Genomic DNA, 24,192 nt, shown 5'->3' with positions numbered 1-24,192 from the left:
GCAAGACGTGCGTGCGCCAAAAATGTTCACCGCCCAGGCGATGAACAAATTCCGCCGCCCAGCGTCATCACGGGGAAGGGGCAGCGCGGGCGCCATGCCCTGCATCGGCCCGCCCTGCCTTGTCTGCCGCACACCCGAAGGACGCCATGGCTCTCCACCCCGACCTGCAAGCATTTCTTGAACTCGCCAACGCCCAGGCATCCAGCCGCCCGCGCATGAGCCAGATGACGGCAGCGCAGGCGCGCGCCGCCTACGACAACGCCACGCTGGCGCTGGACCTGCCGGGCGACGATCTGCCCACCGAGGACCTGGAGCTGCCCACGCGCGACGGCGCGCGTATCCGTGCCCGGCTCTACCGCGCAGCCCCTGGACACACAGCCGCGCCCTGCCTGCTGTTCCTTCACGGCGGCGGCTATGTGCTGGGCGGGCTCGAATCGCATGACAGCCTGTGCCGCAGCCTGGCGCTGGGCACGCCCTGCAATGTGCTGGCCATCGACTACCGGCTGGCGCCAGAGCACCGCTTTCCCACCGCCTTCCTCGACGCACAGGACGCCCTGGCCTGGCTGCTGGAGCACGGCGGCCGCCATGGCCTGGACGCGCAGCGCCTGGCCATTGGCGGCGACAGCGTCGGGGGCACGCTGGCCACGGCCCTGTGCATCGCCGCACGCGACGCGGGCATGCCCCAGCCCTTGCTGCAGTTGCTGCTCTACCCCTGCACGGCAGCGCAGCAGGACAGTGACTCGCATGCGCGACTGGCCACCGGCCATCTGCTGGAAGGTGACACCCTGGCCTGGATGTTCGGCCAATACCTGCGCAGCGATGCGGACCGGCAGGACTGGCGCTTTGCCCCGCTGCAGGCATCCGACCTGGGCCGGCTGGCCCCCACGCTGATGGTGCTGGCCGAGTACGACCCGCTGATCGACGAAGGAAAGCGCTATGCCGAGCGGCTGCAGGCCGCCGGCGTGGTCGTGGACCTGCAGATCTACGCCGGCATGGTCCATGACTTTGCGCGGCTGGGCGCCCTCACCGAAGAGACCGAGGTGCTGCGCGACCGGCTCTGCAAGGCACTGGCCCATGCCTTCCAGGCGACCCGGATCCCGGCCCTGGCATGAACGGCCCTGGCATGAACATTTGCCGCGCCTGCACGTCATCCCGGTCATGAGGCTGCCTTGCGTCCCCTGCGTCCCCTGCGTCCCCTGCGTCCCTTGTGCCCTTGCCCCCATCCGTGTCCCGCACGCGGGGCACTCCATCTGAAAGAGTCCACGTGCGTCCAGCCGAAGCCACCGCTACACCGTCACCGGACGCCTCCGGCGCCAGCTACCTTGCCCATGCAGGCGCCGAGACGATCAGCGTCTTCGGCGATGGACAGCGGCTGCGCCTGGAGCGTTCGGGGTCCGTGGATGCCGGCAGGCCCGGCAAGCACAGTCTCTGGAACCTGTCACCCGCGGCCGCGCCAGGCCTGCTGCGGCTGCAATGGATGGGGCCCTGCTCGGGCATGCCCGAAGCCGATGAACTGCTGGCCGCGCTGCAGGCCGGTTTCGGCCTGCGCCCGGATGCCCGGGAAATCGAGCTGTCCCTGCCCCGCCTGCCACCGGGCCTGCGCGACAGCATCGCCACGGTGCAGCCGGGCCAGGCTGCGCGCGTGGCAAGAGACGTGCTCTGGCAGCAGCCCCTGTGGCTGCCCCGCCCGCGCCCACCCTATGCGCTGCACTACACGATCAGCGAAGGCCGGCGCCACCCCGTGCGCCTGCACAAGCCGCGCGGCGAGGTCTACCGCCGCTTCATCCCCTGGCTGGGCCGCACGCTGAGCTTTCGCACCGTGGAGCCCGAGGCCGACCTGCCCCTCATCCACCGCTGGATGAACGACCCGGTCGTCGCGCATTTCTGGGAGGAAAGCGGCGACCTTGCCCACCACCGCGCCTATCTGCAGCGCATGGCCGGCGACCCGCATGCGCTCGGCCTCATCGGCTGCTTCGACGGCGAGCCCTTCGGCTACTTCGAGGCCTACTGGGCCAAGGAAGACCGCATCGCCCCCTTCTATGACGCGGGCGACCATGACCGGGGCTGGCATGCGCTGGTGGGGGAGGCGCGGTTCCGCGGCCAGCCCTACCTGACGGCCTGGCTGCCCTCGCTGTCGCACTACCTCTTTCTGGACGACTGCCGCACGCAGCGCATCGTCGTGGAGCCGCGCGCCGACAACCGCAAGATGCGCAAAAGCCTGCCGCGCTGCGGCTATGCGCTGGTCAAGGAATTCGACTTCCCGCACAAGCGCGCCGTGCTGGGAGTGCTGCTCAGGGAACGCTTTTTCGCAGACGCCTTGTGGATACCGCAGACCGACGCAGCCGCGCCGGACGCACTGGACGCATCGACCCAATGAAAGGACCTTCCATGCAAACCCACCCGCTGATCGGCATCGGCTTCGGCCCCTCCAACATTGCCCTGGCCATCGCCCTCAAGGAGCGCGAAACCACCGCGCGGGCCATGCACCCCGTCTTCATCGAAAAGCAGCCGCGCTTCGCCTGGCACCGGGACATGCTGCTGGAGCAGGCCCACATGCAGGTGTCCTTCCTCAAGGACCTGGCCACGCTGCGCAACCCCACCAGCCGCTTCACCTTCATCAACTACCTGCACGAGAAGGGCCGGCTGCAGGACTTCATCAACCTCAAGACCTTCTTTCCCAGCCGCCACGAATTCAACGACTACCTGGCCTGGGCCGCCTCCAAGTTCGAGGACCGCTGCGTCTACGGCCAGGAAGTCATCGAGGTGCTGCCTGAAAAACGCGACGGCAAGGTGGAGCTGCTGCGCGTGCGCTCGCGCGATGCGGCCGGCAACGTGCATGAGCGCCTGGGCCAGAACCTGGTCATGAGCATCGGCGGCACGCCCAGCATTCCCGAGCAGTTCAAGCCCCTGCGCGGCGATGCCCGCGTCTTCCACTCCAGCGCCTACCTGCGCAGCATTGCCGAGCATGCCAGGCCGCTGCGCATCGCCGTGGTCGGTGCGGGCCAGAGCGCCGCGGAAATCTTCATGGACCTGCACGGCCGCTACGCCACGGCCGAGATCGACCTGGTCATGCGCGCCCGCTCCATCCGCCCCTCGGACGACAGCCCCTTCGTCAACGAAATCTTCAACGCCGACTTCGTGGACCATGTCTACAGCCGCCCGCACGACGAGCGCGGCGCTCTGCTGCGCGAGTTCTGGCACACCAACTACGCCTGTCCCGACCTGGAGCTGATCGAGAGCATCTTCAAGGTGTTCTATGAACAGAAGGTCGTCGGCGACACGCGCCACCGCTTCCTGCGCCGCCACGAGGTGCAGGACGTGCGCGCCGCCAGCGACGGCATCCACCTGGGCCTGCGCGATCTCAACAGCGGCATCGACCATGCATCGCGCTACGACGTGGTGGTGCTGGCCACCGGCTATGCGCGCGAGCACCACAAGACCCTGCTGGACCCGCTGGCCCCCTACCTGGGTGACTTCTCCGTGAGCCGCGACTACCAGGTGCACACCACGCCGGACTTTCGCCCCGCCATCTTCCTGCAGGGCGCCTGCGAGGGCTCCCACGGCCTCAGCGATACCCTGCTGTCCGTCACCTCGGTACGCACCGGCGAAATCGGCGACGCCCTGCTGGCAGCGCAAGCCCAAAAACCCGATGTTGCGCGCACAGAACAGCTGGCGCTGCAGGACTGAAAGATCGCACCGGGCATGATGGCGCACGAATCTCCCATGCCATAATTTGAATGCAAACCATTTGCATTTGAATTCGAATCACCTGCGCCGCTGAATCCCATACCCGCTGCTGCACCGCCCCGGCCCTGGCCGGGGTTGCGGCATCCGGTAGGCCCATCTCTGTACGGACCCAGGGGTTCCAACCCATCGCCCTTGCGGAAAGGCAGGTATCCGGATGCGTGACCTGATCCAGGAACTCGTGGCTCACTATGGCGATCTGCGCCGCCAGCTCACGCGCGATCTCCGGGATCCGCACTATGCGGCCGACATCGCGCAATCGAGCTTCGAGCGGGTCTATGTGCACGCCCTGGGCCTGCGCAGCGGCAAGAAGGCCGAGGCGCTGCCCGATGCCGACATCGAATCCCCGCGCGCCCTGCTGTTTCGCGTGGCACGCAACCTGTGCATAGACGATGCGCGCAAGCGCAAGACCTCCCAGGACTGGACGCGCCAGCAAATGGCGGTGCAGCACAGTGCGCCCTCCAGCGAAACCCTGGCCGCCCAGCGCCAGATCCTGGACCGCGTCGTCCAGGCGCTGGAAGGCCTGCCGCCGCGCCGGCGCGAAGTCTTCATCCTCTTTCGCGCCCATGGCTACACGCGCGCGGAAATCGCCGATCAGCTCAACATCACCGAAATGGCCGTCGCCAAGCACATGGTGCGCGCCACGCTGGACTGCTCGCGCGTGCTGGCCCAGCTGCGCTCCGAGCTGATCGAGGACCATGCGCTGGGCAGCGCCATGGATTTCGACAACAGTACACTGACCGACGACGCATCCTGACCCCCCCTTTCCATGGCAAGTGCACCTAGCGAGCGCATGGTCGAGCATGCGCTGACGCTGATCGTTCAAAGCGAAATCGCTCCCGACCCGGTGGCCCACCAGGCACGCCTGACCCTGGGCGAATGGCGCGAGAAATCAGCCCGGCACGATGCCGCCGCACGCGAGGCGCACCTGCGCTGGAACATGCTCGGCGGCCTGTCCGGCGGACTGCGCGAGCAGTTCCAGGAAACCGACCTGCTGGCGGACAGCGCCTCGCGCTCCACCAGGAGCGTCCAGCGCCGCAAGCTGCTGCTGTCGTTTGCAGGGCTAGTGGGCACCGGCGCGCTGGCGGGCCGGGGCGCCTACTGGTACTGGCAGCAGCCCTTGCACACCTCGGCCTATGCCACGCGCAACTCGCAGATGCTCAAGGTCACGCTGGCCGACGGCAAGGCGCCGCTGCAGGCCAGCCGCATCGAGCTGGCGCCCCAGAGCGCCATTGCCGTGACGCTCTACCGCCAGCGCCGCAGCGTATCCATGTCGCGCGGGGAAGCGCGATTCGAAGTGGCATCGGACCCCGACCGCCCCTTCGAGGTCATCACGCGCGAGGCGCGCATCGAGGTCGTGGGTACGGTGTTCACCGTGCGCGACCGTGGCGGCACGGTCACGGTGGGCGTGGAGCATGGCCATGTCAGGGTCCGCGTGCTGGGCAGGGATGCGCAGGATCCGACGACCGAGGCGGCGGCCACGCTGGACCTGCTGCCAGGCCAGGTGGTGGACATCCGCAATGGCCAGCCCGAGGCCGTGCGCCAGGCAGATGCCGCCACGCTGTCCGCCTGGCGCGAAGGCTGGCTGGTCTTCGAGAACACCCCGCTGGCCGAGGCCCTGGCCACCGTCAACGCCTACCGCACCCAGCCCATCGAAGCCGCCGATGCGCGCGTGGCCGCGCTGCGCCTGACGGGGCGCTTTCGCGCCAATGACTCGGCCGGCCTGCTGGCCGTGCTGCCCTCCATCCTGCCGCTGAGGGTGCGCGCGCAGGCCGATGGCAGCGTGCAGCTGCAGGCGCTCTGAACGGCGCCTTCGGTTCCCCGACAAAGAAAAGGCCACGGCCGGATCGCTCCAGCCGTGGCCCATGGCCCATGCCCGCCTACCAGCGATAGGTGGCCGTGCCGATCACCTTGCGGGGCTCGCCGTAGAAGCAGCCGTAGGAGCAGCTGGCGATATAGGTCTTGTCGGTCAGGTTGGTGAGGTTCAGGGCGAAGCGCCAGGGTCCGGTGGTGTAGCTGACCATGGCATCCACCAGGGTGAACGCCGGCAGCGAGACGGGAACGCCATAGGCCAGGCCGCGTGTCTGGCCCAGGTACCTGGCGCCCAGGCCCACCTTGAGGCCGGCGAGCCCGAAGTCGCCAAAGCTGTAGTCGCCCCACAGCGATATCTGGTTGTAGGGCACGCCGATGGAGCGCTTGCCCAGCTCGTCCGGCTGCAGGGGGCTTGCCTGCGTGGTGCGCGCATCCGTGTAGGCATAGGCGGCAATGATGTTCACATTGCGGCCGATGGAGCTTCGTGCCTCCAGCTCGAAGCCGCGGGAGCGGACTTCACCGGCCTGGATGTTGAACGCCCTGCTGGCGTCCTGGGGATCGGGCACGAGCAGGTTCTGGCGGGTGAGCTGGAAGACCGCTGCCGAAACCATGGCCCTGGAGCCGCTGGGCTGGTAGCGGACACCGGCCTCGTACTGCTGCCCCGTCGTGGGCTTGAACCGCGATCCAAGGCGGTCCTGGCCCTGGGTGGGCTCGAAGGACTCGCTGTAGCTGAAGAAGGGGGCAAGGCCATTGGCGGCGAGATAGACCACGCCCAGCCGGCCCGTGAAGGCCGAGCTTTTCTCATTGGCCGCGCTCACGTCCCCGGTGAAGAAGTTCGTCTCGTTGAAGCGGACCTTGTCATAGCGGCCGCCCAGCAGAACCACCCACTTGTCATCGATCTTGATCTGGTCCTGCGCATAGATGCCGAGGCGCTTGTAGTCGTTCTTCCAGGACGAGCGGTAGTAGGGGGAGACAGGGCCCACCGGCTTGCCGTAGACCGGGTTGAAGACATCGAGGTCGGCGGCCTGCTGTTCATAGCGCTCGGTCTCGTGCTTAGGCAGGGCGTAGTCGAAGCCCACCAGCATGGTGTGCTTGACGCGGCCCTGGTCCAGCTGGTACTGCAGCGAGGTATCGGTCACGAAGGCCGACGAGCGGTCCCAGCGCGGCTGGTAGTAGCGCTCCACCACCGAGCGCTGGTCGGCGGACAGGCCCCAGCCGTCCGTGCTGAAGTAGCTGCTCTTTGCGTTGTAGTAGCGCATGCTGTTCCTGAGCTTGAGCTTCTCGGAAAAGGCATGTTCGAAGAGATAGCCGATGGAGTAGCGGTCCAGATCGAATTTGTCCCGTCCCGCCTCTCCGATGAAGCGGTTGCGGGGAATCTGTCCATTGATGTTGGGCAGCAGGGTGCCGTAGGCGGGCAGCCCGTAGACGTAGGTGGTGCGGTCCTTCTGGACCTCGGCCAACAGTGTCAGCGAGGTGTTCGCATCGGGCTGCCACTTGAGCGATGGGGCGATATAGGTTCTGTCATCGGGGACTCGGTCGATGAAGCTGTCGCTGTCGCGCTTGAGCGCCACCAGCCGGTAGGACCATTTGCCCTCGTCGTCCAGGGCACCCGCAAAATCACCCGAGACCTGCTTGCGCCCGAAGCTTCCGGCATCGATGTTCAATTCCCGGATTTTTTCCGCGGTGGGCCGCTTGCTCACGGTGTTGACCACGCCGCCCGGGGAGACCGAGCCAAAGATCACCGAAGAGGCACCCTTGAGCAGCTCGATGCGCTCCAGGCCGTAGGGCTCCTGCCGTCCGTCGTAGATGTTGGCCGTGAACAGGCTGCCGTCCCGGTACATGCCCGTGGTGCGGAATCCGCGCAGGTACAGGCTGTCCGAGGTCCGGTCCAGGCCCTCGGCGCGGGTGACGCCGGCCGCGTAGCCCAGCGCATCCTGCAGGCTTTGCGACTTCAGCGTCTCGATCTCCTGGGCGCCAATGACCGTGATGGACTGCGGTGTCTCCAGGATGGGCGTATCGGTCTTGGTACCCGTTGAACTGCGCCGGGCGACATAGCCCTGCACGGGGCCGGCTGCGGTTTCGCTGTCCGTGACGTTGATGGTCGGCAAGGTCGCGCCGGAGACCGCGGGACGGCGGATGGCGAAGCCTCCGTTGTTCATCCTGATGGCTTCCAGGGACGTGCCGGCCAGCAGCTCCCGCAAGGCCTGCTCCGATGTCAGGCGGCCGTTGACGGCGCGGGAACTGAGCCCGGCAACCAGGTCGCCTGCGGCAAACATCTGGGTTCCCGTCTGGCGGGACAGCTCGTTGATGGCCGAAGCCAAGGCCTGGGCCGGCACATGGATATCGAACACTTGGGCAGCCTCCTGCCCTGTGGCCTGGGCCACCGCCTCGGTGCTCCAGAACGAGACGGAACCAAAGGCCGTGGCAAGGGCCAGGCTCAGCAGATGTTGACGGGGCAAGGAAGGCATGGTCGAAGAATTTCCAAAGGCATTGAATGAGACTGGTTACCAACCGGGCACGGACCTCCGCCCGGGTTGTTGTGCATTCCAAAGACGTTCTGCGCGCAAAAATGGAGACAAGGTGTAACCCGGTTTTCACGAAAAAGACCCGGGACGGGGCGGGCCAGGGGCACCCCGGCCGCCGTTGCCCCTCAGTCCAGCGCGTACTCCAGCGCCAAGGCGTCGAGGATTTCGGCCGTCAGCCCCTCGTTCCTCATGATGGCGTAGTGGTCGGCGCGGATCACCGCGCCCTCTGCCCTTTCGGCCCTTTCGACCCCCTCGGCCCCCTCCTGGCGCAGCTGCTGCGCGAGCCGCAGCCGGTGCCCGGCCGCGGTTTCATCGCTCCACCAAAGGCTTGCCGCCGCTTGCACGGGCGCCAGGGCCTGCGCCTGCAGCGCCAGGTGCTTCAGGTGCAGGGTGGTCAGAAAGGCCTGGGCCAGGTCGGCGCCGTCCATGCAGGCATGGCCGCTGGGCCCCCCCGGTCCCTGCCTTGCAGCTTCGCGGCCCAGCGCGGCAGCCAGCAGATCGGCGCGGGGCGGCACCGATGCATCGATGTCCGCAAGGTCCTCGATGCGTGCCAAGGGCAGCATCTGCGAGACGAAGAGCCGGAAGTCATCCCACCACGACGGGGACCCGGCCGCATCGCCAGCAGGCACGAACGGGTCCACCAGTCCCAGGAAACCCACCGTCTGCCCTTGGCCTTCGAGTCTGGCGGCGATCAGGGCCGCCAGGCTGCCGCCCAGGGACCAACCGAGCAGGTGGTAGGGACCGGCGGGCTGTACCTGCCTCACCATCGCGCAGTAGTCGTCGGCCATCTGCTCCAGCGAGCGGTCGCGGTAGCCGGGATCGCCCAGGCTGCGGCAGGGTATGGCGTGGACGGTGCGCCGGTCCTGCAATGCCCGCGCCAGCGGCTGGTAGTCAAATACCGTGCCGAACCCGGCATGCACGCAAAACAGCGGTGGCGCAGCCTCGCACACGGCGTTGAGCGCCACGACGCCCCCAGCTCCACCGGCGCCGGCTGAGCGAAGCTCCAGCAGGCCGGCAATGGTGGGCCGCTGCAGCAGGTCGCGCAGCTTGAAGTCCAGCTGCGGATCGCCCAGCTTGCGCACCTTGGCGTGCATCCTGAGACTGAGCAGGGAGTCCCCGCCCAGCTCGAAGAAGTTGTCGGTCTCGCCCACGCGTTCCACGCCAAGCACCTCCTGCCAGATGCGGGCCAGCGCCATGGCCGCCGCTGTGGACGGTGGCACGTGAACCCGCCCGGCATCTGCCTGCGGCAGCGGCAGCGCACCACGGTCCAGCTTGCCGCTGACCAGTCTTGGCAAGGCGGGCAGGACCAGCGTATGGGCCGGCAGCATGTAGTCGGGCAGGTGCTCGCCTGTCTGCTGGCGGATGCGCTGGACCAGGGTCTGCGCGGCGGTGCCCTCCTCCCCCACCACATAGGCCACCAGTTGCTTGCCTGTACCGGCATCCTGGACCAGCACGGCGGCATCGACCACGCCGGGCACGGCCCGGACGGCCTTCTCGACCTCGCCCAACTCGATGCGGAAACCCCGGATCTTGACCTGGTGGTCGGCCCGGCCGATGTACTCGATGTTGCCGTCCGGCATCTCGCGCACCAGGTCCCCCGTGCGGTACAGGCGGCCGCCACCGCCGTCGAAGGGGTCGGCGACGAAGCGCTCGGCCGTCAGGCCGTGGCGTGACAGATAGCCGCGCGCCAGGCCGTAGCCGCCGATGTACAGCTCGCCCACGACGCCGTGCGGCACCCGGTGCAGGTCGGCATCCAGGATGTGCACCGTGCGCTCGCCCACGGGCCGGCCGATGGGGGCGTAGGCGCAGTCGAAGGTCTCGCTGGCCTCGGCCTTCCAGATCAGCGGCGTCACCACCGTCTCGGTGGGGCCGTAGCCGTTGATGAGCAGGCGCGGGCGCAGGCTCTGGCGCACCTTGTCGTAGGCGGCCTTGGGCATGGCCTCGCCACCGAAGACGTACAGCTCCACCGGCGGCGGCTCCTGCGACTGTTCTGCGGCCCAGTCCGCGATCTGCGCCAGATAGGCAGGCGGGAACGCGGCATTGGAGATGCCGTGGTGGCGCAGGGCCTCGCAGGCCTGCTCCGCCGTCCACATCTGCGGCTCGCGCAGCACCAGGCCGGCGCCGATGCTCAGGGCCGTCAGCCAACGCTCGTGCGCGCCGTCGAAGGAGAAGGACATGAAATGCAGCTCGCGCGAGTTCGCCCGCATGCCGTAGATCCCGGCCGTGGCCGCGCAGTGCATGGCCAGCGGCCCGTGCTCGACCACCACGCCCTTGGGCTGCCCGGTCGAGCCCGAGGTGTAGATCACATAGGCCAGGTCGCGCTCATGCACGGCATGGGCCGGCGCCGCATTGCAGGCCTGGGTGAAGTCCACCTCCTCGGCCACCACCAGATGGGCCACGGCCGGCGTGCCCAGCTTGTGCAGCGCCGCCCTGTGGGCGATCAGGTGGGAGGCACCGCTGTCTGCCAGCATGAACCTCTGGCGTTCGGCGGGCGACGCCGGATCCAGAGGCAGGTAGGCCGCGCCCGCCTTGAGCACGGACAGCAGGCAGATCACCATCTCCAGTGAACGCTCCATGGCGATGCCGACGATGGCACCGCGCCCCACGCCGGCCTGCACCAGGCGGCTGGCGAAATGGTTGCTGCGCGCCTGCAGCTCGCCATGGCTGATGGTTTGCTCGCCCATGACCAGCGCCACCGCGCCCGGGTCCCGGCGCGCCTGCAGCGCCATGCAGGCATGCACGGGCAGGAACGGCGGGCGGCAGGCATCCGTGCCCATGCCCGTGCCCGTGCCTGTGTCCGTGCCCGCCGGCCCATCGCGGCCGGGCTCGGGCAGCAAGGCGATGTCCCGCAGGCAGTGCATGCCCTCGCCCGCCATGGACGCCAGCACCTGCACCAGTTGCCGCAGCAGGGCCTGCACGGCGTCATCGCCGAAGCTGCTCCGCTGGTAGATCATCTTGAGCGACAGCACATCGCCCAGCCGCACCTCCAGGTCCATGGGATAGGAGGTCACGTCGATGGCATGCGTCACCGCAAACCGCAGATGCGGGTCGTCGTGCGCGGACAGCACCGCATCCATGGGGTAGTTCTCGAACACCAGGATGCTGTCGAACAGGCCGCGCTGGCCCTTGCCCGCCCAGCGCTGGATGTCCGAAAGCGACGTCTGCTCATGCTCGCGCGAGGCCAGGTTCTGAGCCTGCAGCGTGCGCAGCCAGGGGCCCAGCTCCAGCGCGCCGTCGCAGGCCACGACCACCGGCAAGGTGTTGATGAACAGCCCCTGCATTCTTTCCACACCTGCCAGCTCGGGCGGGCGGCCTGCCACCGTGGCCCCGAAGGCCACCGTGGCCTGGCCCGTGTACCGCGCCAGCACCAGCGACCATGCGGCCTGCACCAGGGTGTTGGCCGTCACGCGCTCGCGCTGGGCAAACTCCACCAGCTGCTGCGTGGCACCGGCATCCAGCGCGGCGCCGGCCTCGTGGTGCCCCTGACGGGCTGCAGGCAAGGCACCAGGCCGGACAGCAGGCCGGGCAAGCGCATCCACCAGCAAGGTGGGCTCGTGCAGCGGCTGCACCAGGCGCCTCCAGTAGGCCTCGCTGGCCCCGTGGTCCAGGCCTTGCAGCCATGCGATGTAGTCGCGGTAGCTGGTGTCCACGGGCTCCACGGCAATGCCCTTGTAGTCGCGCAGCACCTCGCCCAGCAGGCTCGATGAACTCCATCCGTCCGTGAGCAGGTGGTGGGCGGTCCAGATGCAGTGGTGGCTGCCATCGGACACGCGGACCAGGGCCAGCCGCATCAGCGGCGGCTTGCTGAGGTCGAAGGCCGCGAACTGCCCGGCGGCCAGGGCATCCAGGGCCCCCGCCACATCCTCGCTGTGCCGGCAGTCATGCTCGGTGATGTCCAGCAGGACCTGCCTGGCCACCCATTGCAGCGGCAGGGACGCATCGGCCAGGAAGCCGCTGCGCAGCACGGCATGGCGGTCCAGCACCGCCTGCCAGGCCTTTCGGAAGCGCGCGGCATCCAGGCCATGCGCGTCGATGCGCAGCTGGGTGACATAGGACAGCCCCGAGGGATCGGACAGGCTGTGGAACAGCATGCCCGACTGCATGGGAGACAGCGGATAGAGGTCCGCCAGATTGCCAGCAGGCAGGTCCAGGCCGTCCAGCTGCGCCTGCGTGACCCGGGCCAGCGGGAAGTCCGAGGGCGTCACCCCCTGCGCGCCGCTCAGGCAGTGGTCGATCAGCCCTTCCAGCTCCTGCCGGTAGCGCCCCATCCAGGCCTGCACATCGGCGGTGTCGTGGCGGGCCGTGCTGAAGGCGGCCGTCATCACCAGCTCGCCGTCGTAGACGCGGCCATTGATGGTGAACTCGTGCGACAGCGGCGCCGAGGCGTCGGCCGGCATGCCGCTGCCCTCGGCAGCCGGCAGCCATTGGGCCGCGCTGTCAAAGCTTGCATCGAACTGCCCCAGGTAGTTGAAGACCAGGCTGGCCTGGGGCAAGGCCTGCATGGCCTGCCTTTGCTGCGCCGTGCCCAGGTACTTGAGCACGCCATGGCCCAGGCCGTGCAGCGGCACTTCGCGCAGGCTTTGCTTGACGCGCTTGATCGCGTCGCCCGGGCCTGTGCCTGCATCGAGCGCCACCGGGAAGACGCTGGTGAACCAGCCCACGGTGCGCGAGACGTCCACGCCGGCCGACAGCTCCTCGCGGCCATGGCCCTCCAGGTCCACGAGGATGCGCTGCTGCCCGCTCCACGCGCACAGGGCGCGCCCCAGGGCGGCCAGCAGGATGTCGTTGATCTGCGTCCTGTAGGCCGCCGGCACGCGGCTGATCAGGGCCTCGGTGCGCTCGCGGTCCAGCCGCAGCTCGACGCTGGACTGCCATGCCAGGGTGTTGGCCCCCCCGGGGCGGGCACAGGGAAGGACGGCAGGCACCTGGGCCAGCGCCTGCCAGAAGGCCAGCTCGCCGCCGCATTGCGCGGCATGGGCCTGCAGCGCCTGCGACCAGCGCTGGTAGCTGGCGGTCTTGTGGACCCTGGCGGGCTCCAGGCCCTGCAGCCGGCTGGCATAGGCCGAACGCAGGTCTTCGAGCAGGATGCGCCAGGAGACCCCATCGACGACCAGATGGTGGGCCACCAGCAGCAGGCGCCAGCTGCCGTCGCCCACCTCGATGCACAGCCCGCGCAGCAGCGGCCCGTGGACGATGTCCAGGCTGCGCTGCGCCTGTTCGCACAAGGCCTCGATCGCGCCGGCATCCCGTGCCTGGCGCACCCACAGCAGTTCCTGCAGGTCGGCCTCGGACGGGCTTGCGTAGGCCTGCTCCCAGGCGCCCTGCGCCGTGGGGCGAAAGCGCAGGCGCAGGCTGTCGTGCCGGGCCAGCAGGTCGGCCAGGGCCTGGCGCAGCGGCGCAGGCTGCAGCGGCTGCGTGCTGCGCAGCAGCAGGGCCTGGTTCCAGTGGGATCGCTGCGGCACGTCCGTTTCGAAGAACTCCGCCTGAATGGGCAGCAGGGGAACGCTCCCCTGGACCGGGGTCTCCTGCTCCACGGCCTCGTCCTGCACGGGCTCGGCCACACGCGCCAGCTCGGCAATGCTTTGCCGCTCGAACAGCTGCCGTGGCGACAGCTTCCAGCCGAAGCGGCGCAGGCGCGAGACGATCTGCAGGCTCAGGATGGAATCACCCCCCAGCGCGAAGAAGTTGTCGCTGCGCCCCACCCGCTCCAGGCCCAGCACCTCGGCCCAGATACGGGCCAGCAGCGCCTCCAGTTCGCCCTCTGGCGCCTGGCTGGCGGCTGGCATGCCGAACGCGGGCAGGGCCTGCCGGTCCAGCTTGCCGTTGGCGTTCTGCGGCAACTGGTCCAGCACCATGATGGCGCCCGGCACCATGTAGTCGGGCAGTACCGTGGCCAGGCGCTCGCGCATCTCCTGCCCGTCCAGGGTCCGCCCGCTGCGGGCAGACACATAGGCCAGCAGCCGCGTGCCCGCCGGTCCCTCGCCGGCCACGACCACGGCCTCGCGCACATCGTCCAGCGCCAGCAGTTGCGCCTGCACCTCGCCCAGCTCGATGCGCAGACCGCGGATCTTGACCTGGTGGTCCACCCGCCCCAGGTACTCCAGCTGGCCCTGCGCATTCCAGCGCACCAGGTCGCCCGTGCGATAGAGTCTTGCGCCATCGCGGCCGAAGGGGTCGGCGACAAAGCGCTCCGCGCTGAGCCCTGCCCGGTTCAGGTAGCCGCGCGACAGCAGGGGCCCGCCTATGCACAGCTCGCCGGCCACGCCCAGGGGCACGGGGCGCATCCGGTCGTCCACCACCCACATGTGCCGGCCCGCCAGAGGCCGGCCTATGGGAAGGTCCTGTGGCGGCAGCACCTGCGGCGCCGCGCCGGCGCCTTCCACCAGGCCCGTGCAGTCGAAGAGGGAGGCCGTGACGGTGGCCTCGGTCGGGCCATAGGCATTGAGCAGCCTCACATGGCCCAGCCCAGCATCGCGCCAGGCCTGCAGGCCGGCGCCCGGCATGGCCTCGCCGCCCACATGCACCTGCCTGAGCCGCCCGTACCCGCGCAGGCCCTGGCGCGCGAAATCCTGGACCAGCAGCAGCCAGTAGGCGGTGGTCAGATCGGCCACGCTGATCTGCCTGGCCATGAGTTCCCTGTGGAAGGTGGCGCTGTCCCAGAGTTCGGGCCCGCGCAGCACCATGGCCGCGCCGGCCACCAGCGGCGCGAACAGCTGCTCGATGCAGCCATCGAAATTCAGCGTGGCGAACTGCAGCACCCGGTCCTGCGGCGACAGCGCGGCAAAGCCGACGGCCAGCTGCGCCTGTTCGGCCAGGCAGCGGTGGGAGATGCCAACGCCCTTGGGGCGGCCGGTGGAGCCCGAGGTGTAGATCACATAGGCCAGGCATTCGCCATGCACGGCGGCGCCGGGGTTGTGGTCGGGCCCCGGCATCGCGCCGATGGCATCCAGGTCCAGCGCCTTCACGCGACCGGCCACCTCCAGCCCCAGGCGGGACTGCGTGAGCAGGCAGGCCATGCCGCTGTCCTCGACCATGTGGGCCAGGCGCTCGGCCGGATAGCCGGGGTCCAGGGGCACATAGGCCGCGCCCGACTTGAGCACGGCCAGCACGGCCACCACCATTTCCACCGAGCGTTCCACCGCAATGCCCACGCGCACCTCCGCGCCCACTCCCTCGGCGATCAGGCGGTGCGCAAGGCGGTTGGCACGCCGGTTGAGCTGCGCATAGCTGATGCATTCGTCGCCAAAGACCAGGGCCGTGGCCTGGGGCCGCTCGTCCACCTGCTGCTCGAACAGCCTGTGCACCAGGGGCTGGGCGTCGCGGCGCGGCGGGTTGCATCCAGACTGCACCGATTGCGCCCATTGCGTCAGCAGCGCCCATTCGTCCCGGTCCAGCAGCTCGATATCGCAGGCCGGCAGCGCAGGCGTTTCGGCCAGGGCCGCAACAATGCCTTCCACTGCGGCCAGCATGTAGGCGCACAGGCGCTGCGCGCCCACGGTCTTGCTGGCCTGCCCGACCAGGCGAAAGCCCTGGCCCAGGTCATCGATGGACATGTCCACCGGGTAGTTGGTGCGCTCCTGTCCGCCCAGGGCCGTCATGCCCTCCCACGCGCCCGAGGCTGCGCCCGCTGCCTCCGTCTCCTGCGGCGCTGCGGTGTAGCGGTAGTTGAGCAGGGCCGAGAACAGCGGCGTTCCCCCCGCCAGAGCGCTGCAGCGCTGCGCCAGCGACAGCGTGGCGTGCTCGTGGTGCATCAGCCCCGTCAGCAGTTCATGCGTCTGGCGCAGGCATTCCTGCACGCTGCGGCCGCCCAGCTGTATGCGCAGCGGCAGCGTGTTGATGAACATGCCCAGCGCGCTGTGCGCGCCCTCCCCGCCCTGCATGCGGCCAAAGAGCACGGTGCCGAACACCACGTCGTCCTTGCCCGTGGTCCTGCCCAGCACCAGCGCCCAGGCCAAGTGGAACAGGCTGGCCGCACTGACCCCATGGCGCTGCGCCTGCCGGCGCAGCTCGCGCGACAGTTGTGCATCCAGCGCAAGCCTGGCCTCCTCCACCGCGCTGCCGTCGCCCTGCACATCCAGCAGGCCAAACGGCGCCGTGGGCTCATCCACATCGCCGAGCATGGCGCGGAAGAAGTCCTCATGCTCGCTGGTGCTCACGCCCAGGCGGGCCTGGGCCACGAAGCGCCTGAACGGCAGGGGCCTGGGCAACTCCGCCTCGCGGCCCTGGGCCATCAGCGCGATCTCCTCGACGATGCGCTCCAGCGTCGTGTGGTCCAGCACCAGGTGGTGGGTCAGCAGCTGCAGCAGCCAGCGCCCGTGGGGCGCATCCTGCGCCGCCACGGCGCGGATCATGGGCGCGCGGCGCACATCGATGCGCTGCACGCGCGGGTCCAGGCGCTTCTGCAGCACGGCGGCCACATCGCCTTCGCCCTCGCTTTCACCAGGCTCCAGCCAGTCGAGCAGCACCTGCGCCTGCCGGCAGACCACCTGCACGGGCTCGGCCAACCCCTCCCACAGCACGGCCGTGCGCAGGATGTCGTGGCGTGCGATGACCCGGTTGAGCCGTTGCACAAAGCCCAGCAGCCGCTCGCGCGTGTCGAAGCCCAGCAGCGTGGGCGTGGCATAGGCGTCGCCCTGCTGGTGCAGCGTGTGGTGGAACAGAATGCCTTCCTGCAATGGCGCCAGCGGATAGATGTCCTGGATGTTGGCCGCGCCACCGGGCACGGCGGCCTCGACCCGTGCGATCTCCTGCACGTCCAGCGCCACCAGCGCCAGCATGGCGGGCGTGATGGCCGTGCAGCCTTCGGGAATGCCATTGGGCGGCACCTGCACCTGGGCAGCGTCGTCCGCCTGCATCAGCTGCGCCGCAAAATCCGCCAGCTGCGGATGCTGGAACAGGCTGCGCACCGAGGCCGACAGGCCATGCGCACGCATGCGTTCCAGCATGCCCATGGCCAGCAGCGAGTGTCCGCCCAGCTCGAAGAAGTTGTCGCGCCGCCCCACGCGGTCCTGCCCCAGAAGCTCGGCCCATATCGCCGACAGCTGCTGCTCCACCCCGTTGTGCGGCGGTTCGTATCCACGCTGCGCCCATTCGGGCTGCGGCAGGGCCTTGCGGTCCACCTTGCCGTTGGCATTGAGCGCAAGCGCAGGCAGCACGACGATGGCCGAAGGCTGCATGTAGTCCGGCAGCCGCCGGGCCAGCGCCTGGCGCAAGGTTTCGGCCAGCCCCGCATCGGCGTCCGGGCCGGCCACATAGGCGACAAGGCGTGCGCCCGCCGCGCCCGACGTGGCTTGTGCCGCGACCACCACGGCCTCGCGCACGCCGGGCTGAGCCAGCAGATGGGCCTCGATCTCGCCCAGCTCGATGCGCAGGCCGCGGATCTTCACCTGGTGGTCCAGGCGCCCCAGGTACTCGATCTGGCCCTCGCCGTTCCAGCGCACCAGGTCGCCCGTGCGGTACAGCAGGCCGCCCTGCGTGTCCAGCGGGTCGGCCACAAAGCGCTCGGCCGTCAGTGCGGGGCGGTTCAGATAGCCGCGCGCCAGGCCCGTGCCGCCCAGGTACAGCTCGCCGGCCACGCCCTGTGGCGCCGGCCGCATGGCGCAGTCCAGCACATAGGTGCGGATGCCGCTGATGGGCTGGCCGATGGGAACCTGGCGCCGCCCGTCGTCGCGGCAGCGCCAGTGGGTGACGTCGATGGCCGCCTCGGTCGGGCCATAGAGGTTGTAGAGACCGGCTCCGGGCAGGAGCCTGAAGACGGCGTTCTGCGCCTCGGCCGGCAGGGCCTCGCCGCTGCACAGGATGCGCCTGAGGCCCGTGCATGCCGCAACGCCCGCATGGGCCACAAAGGCCTGCAGCATGGAAGGCACGAAGTGCACGGTGGTGACGCCATGGCCCGTGATCAGCGCCACCAGCCTTGCGGGGTCACGGTGATCGCCAGGCGCGGCCATCACCAGCCGGGCGCCGGCCATCAGGGGCCAGAAGAACTCCCAGACCGACACATCGAAGCTGAACGGTGTCTTTTGCAGCACGGCGTCCGAGGCATCGAGCGCATGGGCCTGCTGCATCCAGGCCAGCCGGTTGTGCAGGGCCGCATGCCGGTTGGCCGCGCCCTTGGGACGGCCCGTGGAGCCCGAGGTGAAGATCACATAGGCCAGATGCTCCCCATGCACGGCAACCACCGGGTTGCGCTGCGATTCACCGGCCACATCGATGCGGTCGATGTCCAGCCACTGCAGATCCTCGCCTGCGGGCAGGCGCTCGCGCAGCGCGCTGTGGGTGAGCAGGCGCCGCACGGCGCCGTCTTCGATCATCTGCGCCAGCCGTTCGGGCGGGTGATCGGGGTCCAGGGGCACATAGGCGCCACCGGCCTTCATGATGGCCAGCAGGCCCACCACCATCTCGATGGACCGCTCCATGGCGATGCCCACCCGGGTCTCCGGCCTCACGCCCAGGGCCATCAGCCGGTGTGCCAGCTGGTTGGCGCGGCGGTTGAGCTGGTGGTAGCTCAGCACCTGATCGCCAAAGACCAGCGCCACGGCGTCCGGCCGTGCCTGGGCCTGGCGCTCGATCAACCGGTGCACAGGCTGCATTCCGGGTTCGGTTCGGGCGCCCAGGCTCCAGGCCTGCAGCTGCGCCCATTCCTTGCCGTCCAGCATGTCCAGCGCCGCAGCCTCCAGGCCGGGCTCGCTTTCCAGCGCGTGGACCAGGGAGGCCACGGCCGACGCCATGTATCCACACAGCCGTTCAGCCCCCAGAGCAGCATCGGCCTGGGCCACGATGCCAAAGCCTTCGCCCAGGTCGTCGATGGACACGGTCACGGGGTAGTTGGTGCGCTCCTGCCCGCCCAGCGCCGTCATGCCTTCCCATGCGCCCGAGGCTCCGCCCGCTGCGCCCCCCTCCTGCGGGGCCACGCTGTAGCGGTAGTTGAGCAGGGCCGAGAACAGCGGCGTCCCCCCCGCCAGAGCGCTGCAGCGCTGCGCCAGCGACAGCGTGGCGTGCTCGTGGTGCATCAGCCCCGTCAGCCCCGCATGCGTCTCATGCAGGCAGTCCTGCACGCTGCGCCCGCCCAGCCGACCGCCCAGCCGTATGCGCAGCGGCAGCGTGTTGATGAACATGCCCAGCGCACTGTGCGCGCCCTCCCCGCCCTGCATGCGGCCAAAGAGCACGGTGCCGAACACCACGTCATCCTTGCCCGTGGTCCTGCCCAGCACCAGCGCCCAGGCCAGGTGGAACAGGCTGGCCGCACTCACCCCATGGCGCTGCGCCTGCCGGCGCACGCTGCGCGCCAGGGGCTCGTCCAAGGCCATCCTTGCCTCCTCCACCGCGCTGCCGTCGCCCTGCACATCCAGCAGGCCAAACGGCGCCGTGGGCTCATCCACATCGCCGAGCATGGCGCGGAAGAAGTCCTCATGCTCACTGGTGCTCACGCCCAGCCGGGCCTGGGCCACGAAGCGCCTGAACGGCAGGGGCCTGGGCAACTCCGCCTCGCGGCCCTGGGCCATCAGCGCAATCTCCTCGACGATGCGCTCCAGCGTCGTGTGGTCCAGCACCAGGTGATGCGTCAGCAGCTGCAGCAGCCAGCGCCCGTTGGGCGCATCCTGCGCCGCCACGGCGCGGATCATGGGCGCACGGCGCACATCGATGCGCTGCACGCGCGGGTCCAGCACGGCCTGCAGCCGGCTGGCCACATCCGTTCCTTCCCCTTCGCTCTCCTCCAGCCAGTCGAGCAGCACCTGTGCCTGCCGCCAGACTACCTGCACGGGCTCGGCCAGCCCTTCCCACAGCACGGCCGTGCGCAGGATGTCGTGGCGTGCGATGACCTGGTTGAGCCGTTGCACAAAGCCCAGCAAACGCTCCTGCGTGTCAAAGCCCAGCAGCGTGGGCGTGGCATAGGCGTCGCCCTGCGGGTGCAGCGTGTGGTGGAACAGAATGCCTTCCTGCAGCGGCGCCAGCGGATAGATGTCCTGGATGTTGGCCGCGCCACCGGGCACGGCGGCCTGCACCCGCGCGATCTGCTGCGCGTCCAGTGCCACCAGCGTCAGCATGTCGGGCGTGATGGCCGTGCAGCCTTCGGGAATGCCGTTGGGCGGCACCTGCACCTCATGCCGGGGCAGGCCCTGTTCGCGGCGCAGCGCCAGCGCCAGATCCGCCAGCCGGGGGTGCTGGAACAGCGTGCGCACCTGCGTCACCCAGCCCTGGGCGCGCATGCGCTCCAGCAGCTTCAGGGCCAGCAGCGAGTGCCCGCCCAGCTCAAAGAAATGGTCGTGGCGCCCCACGCGCTCCACGCCCAGCACCTCGCTCCAGAGTGCGGCCAGCCGCTGCTCGCCGTCGCCCACGGGCGCCTCGTAGTGCAGGCTGGCCAGCAGTTCTGGCTCGGGCAAGGCGGCCCTGTCCACCTTGCCGTTGGCATTCAGGGGAAGGCGGTCCAGCACCATGATGGCGGCCGGCACCATGTAGTCCGGCAGTTCAAGGGCCAGGCGCTCGCGCAGTTCGGTCGCCGTGACCTGCTGCCCTTCATGCGCCGAGACATAGGCCGCCAGGTGCATGCCCGCCGGACCCTTGCGGGCCACAACCACGGACTCCCGCACCTGGGGCTGGGCCAGCAGCCGGGCCTCGATCTCGCCCAGCTCGATGCGAAAGCCCCGGATCTTCACCTGGTGGTCCAGGCGCCCCAGGTACTCCAGTTGGCCTTCGTCGTTCCAGCGCACCAGGTCGCCCGTGCGGTACAGGCGGCCGCCGCCCTGGTCGAACGGGTCGGCGACGAAGCGCTCGGCGCTCAGGCCGGGCCGGCCCAGGTAGCCCTGCGCCAGCGCCTGCCCGCCCAGATAGAGTTCGCCGGCCACGCCTGCGGGAACCAGTCCCAGATCCTGGCCCAGCACCAGGGCCTTGGTCGCGCTGACGGGGCGGCCGATGGGGACCGGGCTGCGGCCATCGTCGCGGCAGGTCCAGTGCGTCACGTGGATGGCGGCCTCGGTCGGGCCATAGAGGTTTTGCAGGCTGACGCCGTGCAGGCGGCGCAGGGCCTCGCGCTGTGTCTCGGCCGGCATGGCCTCGCCGCCGCAGATCACATAGCGCAGGCGGGTCTCCTCCTCGATGCCTTCATGGGCCAGAAACGCCTGCAGCATGGCCGGCACGAAGTTCAGCGTGGTGATCTGGTGGCGGCGGATCAGCGCGACGATGCGCTCGGGATCGCGGTGGTCGCCGGGCCGGGCCACCACCAGGCGCACGCCCGCCGTCAGCGGCCAGAAGATTTCCCAGGCCGAGACATCGAAGCCGAAGGCCGCCTTGTGCAGCACCGCGTCGGCCCGCGTGAGCCGGTAGTGGTCCTGCATCCAGGCCATGCAATTGGACAGCGCGGCATGCCGGTTGGCCGCCCCCTTGGGCCGGCCGGTGGAGCCCGAGGTGTAGATCACATAGGCCAGATGGTCGCCATGGACCGCCACGCCGGGATTGTGGTCAGGCCCTGCGTCCAGGTCCAGGCCGTCGAGCTCGACCACGTTCAGCGCCTGCGCGAACGGCAGGCGCTCGCGTGCCTTGCGCTCGGTCAGCAGCAGGGCGATGCCGCTGTCCTGGGCAATGTAGGCCAGGCGGTCCACCGGGTACTCCATGTCCAGCGGCACGTAGGCGCCGCCGGCCTTGAGCACCGCCAGCAGTCCCGCCACCATGTCCACCGAGCGCTCCAGCGCAACGCCCACGCGCACGTCCGGCCCCACGCCCAGGGCCATCAGCCGGTGGGCCAGCCGGTTGGCACGGGCGTTGAGCCGGGCCGAGGTCAGCGCCTCGTCGCCATGGACCAGGCAGACGGCATCGGGCTGCTCCCGCACGCGGGCCTCGAATTCCCGGTGCACGGGCAGGGCCTCGGGATGGGCCTTTCCATTGAGGCTCCACTGCAGCAGCCTGTCCCGTTCATGCGCGGGCAGCACCGCAATCGCGGTCACGGGCTGGCCGGGGTCGCGCGCCAGGGCATCGGCCAGGCCGTCCAGCGCCTCGTGCATGTAGCCGCACATGCTGTGGGCATTCACCGCATCGATCACATGCGCGATCAGCGTGAAGCCCTCGCCCGTGTCGTTGACCGACAGGCCGAACGGGAAGTTGGTGCGCTCGTGGCTTTGCAGTATCTGCACGCCGCTCCAGGCATCGCCAGCGTCCGCGTCCTGCAGCGCCGTGTGCCGGTAGTTGAGCAGGGCCGTGAACAGCGGCGCCCCGCCGGCCAGGCCGCTGCAGGACTGGGCCATCGACAGGCTGGCATGCTCGTGGTGCAGCAGGTCCGTCAGCGCGGACTGGGTCTGGCGCAGGGCCTGGGCCACGCCACGACCGGCCAGGCGAACGCGCAGCGGCAGCGTATTGATGAACATGCCCAGCGCGCGGGCCGCGCCCTGCTGCGCCTGCATGCGGCCAAACAGCACGGTGCCGAACACCACGTCGTCCCTGCCGCTGGTCCTGGCCAGCACCAGGGCCCAGGCCAGGTGGAACAGCGCGGCGGCGCTGACGCCGTGGCGCCGGGACTGCTGCCGCAACCGGGCGGCAAGGCCGCCGTCAAGCACCTGCCGCACCTCGTTCGTGCGCGCTCCGTCGCCCTGGACATCCAGCAGCCCGAAGGGCGCCGTGGGCTCCTGCACATCGCCCAGCATGGTGCGGAAAAACGCCTCATGCCCGGCCGTGCCCTCGCCCGAGCGCGCATGGGCCACGAACTGGCGGAACGGCAGCGGCCGGGGCAGCGCGCTGGAGCGGCCCTGCTGGATCAGCGCGATCTCACCGATCACCTGCTTGAGCGTGGTGTTGTCGTCCACCATGTGATGGGCCAGGATCTGCAGCAGCCAGCGCTGGCCCGGCGCGTCGTGCGCGGCCACCAGGTGGATCAGCGGCGCCTTGCGCAGGTCGATGCGGTAGCCCTGGGCGCAGGCGGCCAGCCGGGCCAGCGCGTCCTGCGATGATGCCGCCGCGCCGCCCTCCTCCAGCCAGGACAGCGGCAGGCGGGCCTGCCGGCAGACGACCTGCACGGGCGTCGCCAGGCCTTCCCAGAACACGGCCGTGCGCAGGATGTCATGCCGCGCGACCACCTGGTCAAAGCTCTCGGCAAACCGCTGCAGCCGCTCGCGCGAGTCGAAGCTCAGCGTGTGCGAGGTGACATAGGCATCGCCCTCGGACTGCAGCAGGTGGTGGAACAGAATTCCCTCCTGCAGCGGCGCCAGCGGGTAGATGTCCTGGATGTTGGCCGCGCCTCCCGGCACCGCCGCGGCAATGCGAGCAATCTCATCTTCATCCAGCGCCACCAGGGTCAGCATGTCCGGCGTGATCGCCGTGCAGCCTTCGGGGATGCCGTTGGGTGGCACGTCGATCTCGCCGGCCACCTCCTCCCCTTGCTCACCCTGCTGCTCCTGCTGTTCCTCCAGTACCGCCTGCGCAAACTCCGCCAGCCTCGGGTGCTGGAACAGCGTGCGCACCTGCACGCGCAGGCCCTGGGCGCGCACGCGCTCCAGCAGGCCCAGGGCGAGCAGCGAATGTCCGCCCAGCTCGAAGAAGCCGTCCTGCCGACCCACGCGCTCCACGCCCAGCACCTCGGCCCAGATCTGCGCCAGCGTTTCCTCCAACTCGCCCTGCGGTGCCTCGTATTGCTGGGCGCTGACCATCTCCGGCTCGGGCAGCGCCTTGCGGTCCACCTTGCCGTTGGCCGTCAAAGGCAGGGCTTCGAGCACGACGATGGCCGAAGGCACCATGTAGTCGGGCAGCGCATGGCACAGGCGCTGCTTGAGCTGGCTTTCCTCCATCGCGTCACGCAGGGAGACATAGGCGATCAGCCTTGCACCCTCCTTGGCCAGTACCACGGCCTCGCGCACCTCGAGCTGGGCCAGCAGCTGCGACTGCACCTCGCCCAGCTCGATGCGGAAGCCCCGGATCTTGACCTGCTGGTCGGCACGGCCCAGGTATTCAAGTTCGCCCTGGGCGCTCCAGCGCACCAGATCGCCCGTGCGGTACAGGCGCTCGCCGGACTCCGCGAAGGGGTTGGCGATGAAGCGCTCTGCCGTCAGCCCTTGCCTGTTGAGATAGCCGCGTGCCAAGCCCTCGCCCGCCACATACAACTCTCCCGCCACGCCCTGCGGCAGCAGGTTCA

7 protein-coding genes are annotated in these 24,192 nt (G+C 69.4%); 5 read left to right on the top strand and 2 right to left on the bottom strand.

Features of this window, described 5'->3' with window-relative positions; genetic code table 11:
* The first annotated feature begins 146 nt into the window (after nt 1-146).
* The 5 genes from ACF8ML_RS19925 to ACF8ML_RS19905 all read left to right on the top strand — a co-directional run bounded on the left by ACF8ML_RS19925 (nt 147) and on the right by ACF8ML_RS19905 (nt 5,548).
* Nucleotides 147-1,112 carry an alpha/beta hydrolase gene (locus ACF8ML_RS19925; protein ID WP_392407747.1) on the top strand — a complete coding sequence of 322 codons (966 nt, stop codon included), beginning with the start codon at nt 147-149 and terminating at the stop codon, nt 1,110-1,112.
* Between the two features lie 152 nt (nt 1,113-1,264).
* On the top strand, nt 1,265-2,377 hold the full coding sequence (locus ACF8ML_RS19920; RefSeq protein WP_392407746.1) for a GNAT family N-acetyltransferase: 1,113 nt from the start codon (nt 1,265-1,267) through the stop codon (nt 2,375-2,377).
* A gap of 11 nt (nt 2,378-2,388) precedes the next feature.
* On the top strand, nt 2,389-3,687 hold the full coding sequence (locus ACF8ML_RS19915) for a lysine N(6)-hydroxylase/L-ornithine N(5)-oxygenase family protein (RefSeq protein WP_374007437.1): 1,299 nt from the start codon (nt 2,389-2,391) through the stop codon (nt 3,685-3,687).
* Between the two features lie 214 nt (nt 3,688-3,901).
* Nucleotides 3,902-4,501, top strand: a complete 600-nt coding sequence (locus ACF8ML_RS19910) for an RNA polymerase sigma factor (protein ID WP_016450480.1) — start codon at nt 3,902-3,904, stop codon at nt 4,499-4,501.
* Between the two features lie 12 nt (nt 4,502-4,513).
* The gene (locus ACF8ML_RS19905; protein WP_392407744.1) at nt 4,514-5,548 is read left to right on the top strand and encodes a FecR family protein; all 1,035 of its coding nucleotides are present in this window, start codon (nt 4,514-4,516) and stop codon (nt 5,546-5,548) included.
* A 76-nt stretch (nt 5,549-5,624) separates the two neighbouring features.
* Here ACF8ML_RS19905 and ACF8ML_RS19900 read toward each other — a convergent pair whose 3' ends face one another.
* Both ACF8ML_RS19900 and ACF8ML_RS19895 read right to left on the bottom strand, forming a co-directional pair.
* Nucleotides 5,625-8,024, bottom strand: coding sequence for a TonB-dependent siderophore receptor (locus ACF8ML_RS19900; protein ID WP_392407742.1), 2,400 nt, complete (start codon nt 8,022-8,024; stop codon nt 5,625-5,627).
* Nucleotides 8,025-8,206: 182 nt separating this feature from the next.
* Nucleotides 8,207-24,192, bottom strand: a 15,986-nt coding sequence (locus ACF8ML_RS19895) for an amino acid adenylation domain-containing protein (RefSeq protein WP_392407741.1), incomplete at its 5' end; no start/stop codon positions are given.

This window comes from Delftia sp. WSY_10, from assembly GCF_043104705.1.
GTDB classification, from domain to species: Bacteria; Pseudomonadota; Gammaproteobacteria; order Burkholderiales; family Burkholderiaceae_C; genus Comamonas; species Comamonas tsuruhatensis.
Note: the sequence above shows the minus strand (reverse complement) of the source record. Positions and strands in the feature narration are given on the sequence as shown.

What these genes read in the sequence shown, in the direction of transcription:
- ACF8ML_RS19925 (WP_392407747.1), top strand. Translation starts at nt 147, where the DNA reads ATGGCTCTCCACCCCGACCTGCAAGCATTTCTTGAACTCGCCAACGCC.
- ACF8ML_RS19905 (WP_392407744.1), top strand. Translation starts at nt 4,514, where the DNA reads ATGGCAAGTGCACCTAGCGAGCGCATGGTCGAGCATGCGCTGACGCTG.
- ACF8ML_RS19900 (WP_392407742.1), bottom strand. Translation starts at nt 8,024, where the DNA reads ATGCCTTCCTTGCCCCGTCAACATCTGCTGAGCCTGGCCCTTGCCACG.
- ACF8ML_RS19915 (WP_374007437.1), top strand. Translation starts at nt 2,389, where the DNA reads ATGCAAACCCACCCGCTGATCGGCATCGGCTTCGGCCCCTCCAACATT.
- ACF8ML_RS19910 (WP_016450480.1), top strand. Translation starts at nt 3,902, where the DNA reads ATGCGTGACCTGATCCAGGAACTCGTGGCTCACTATGGCGATCTGCGC.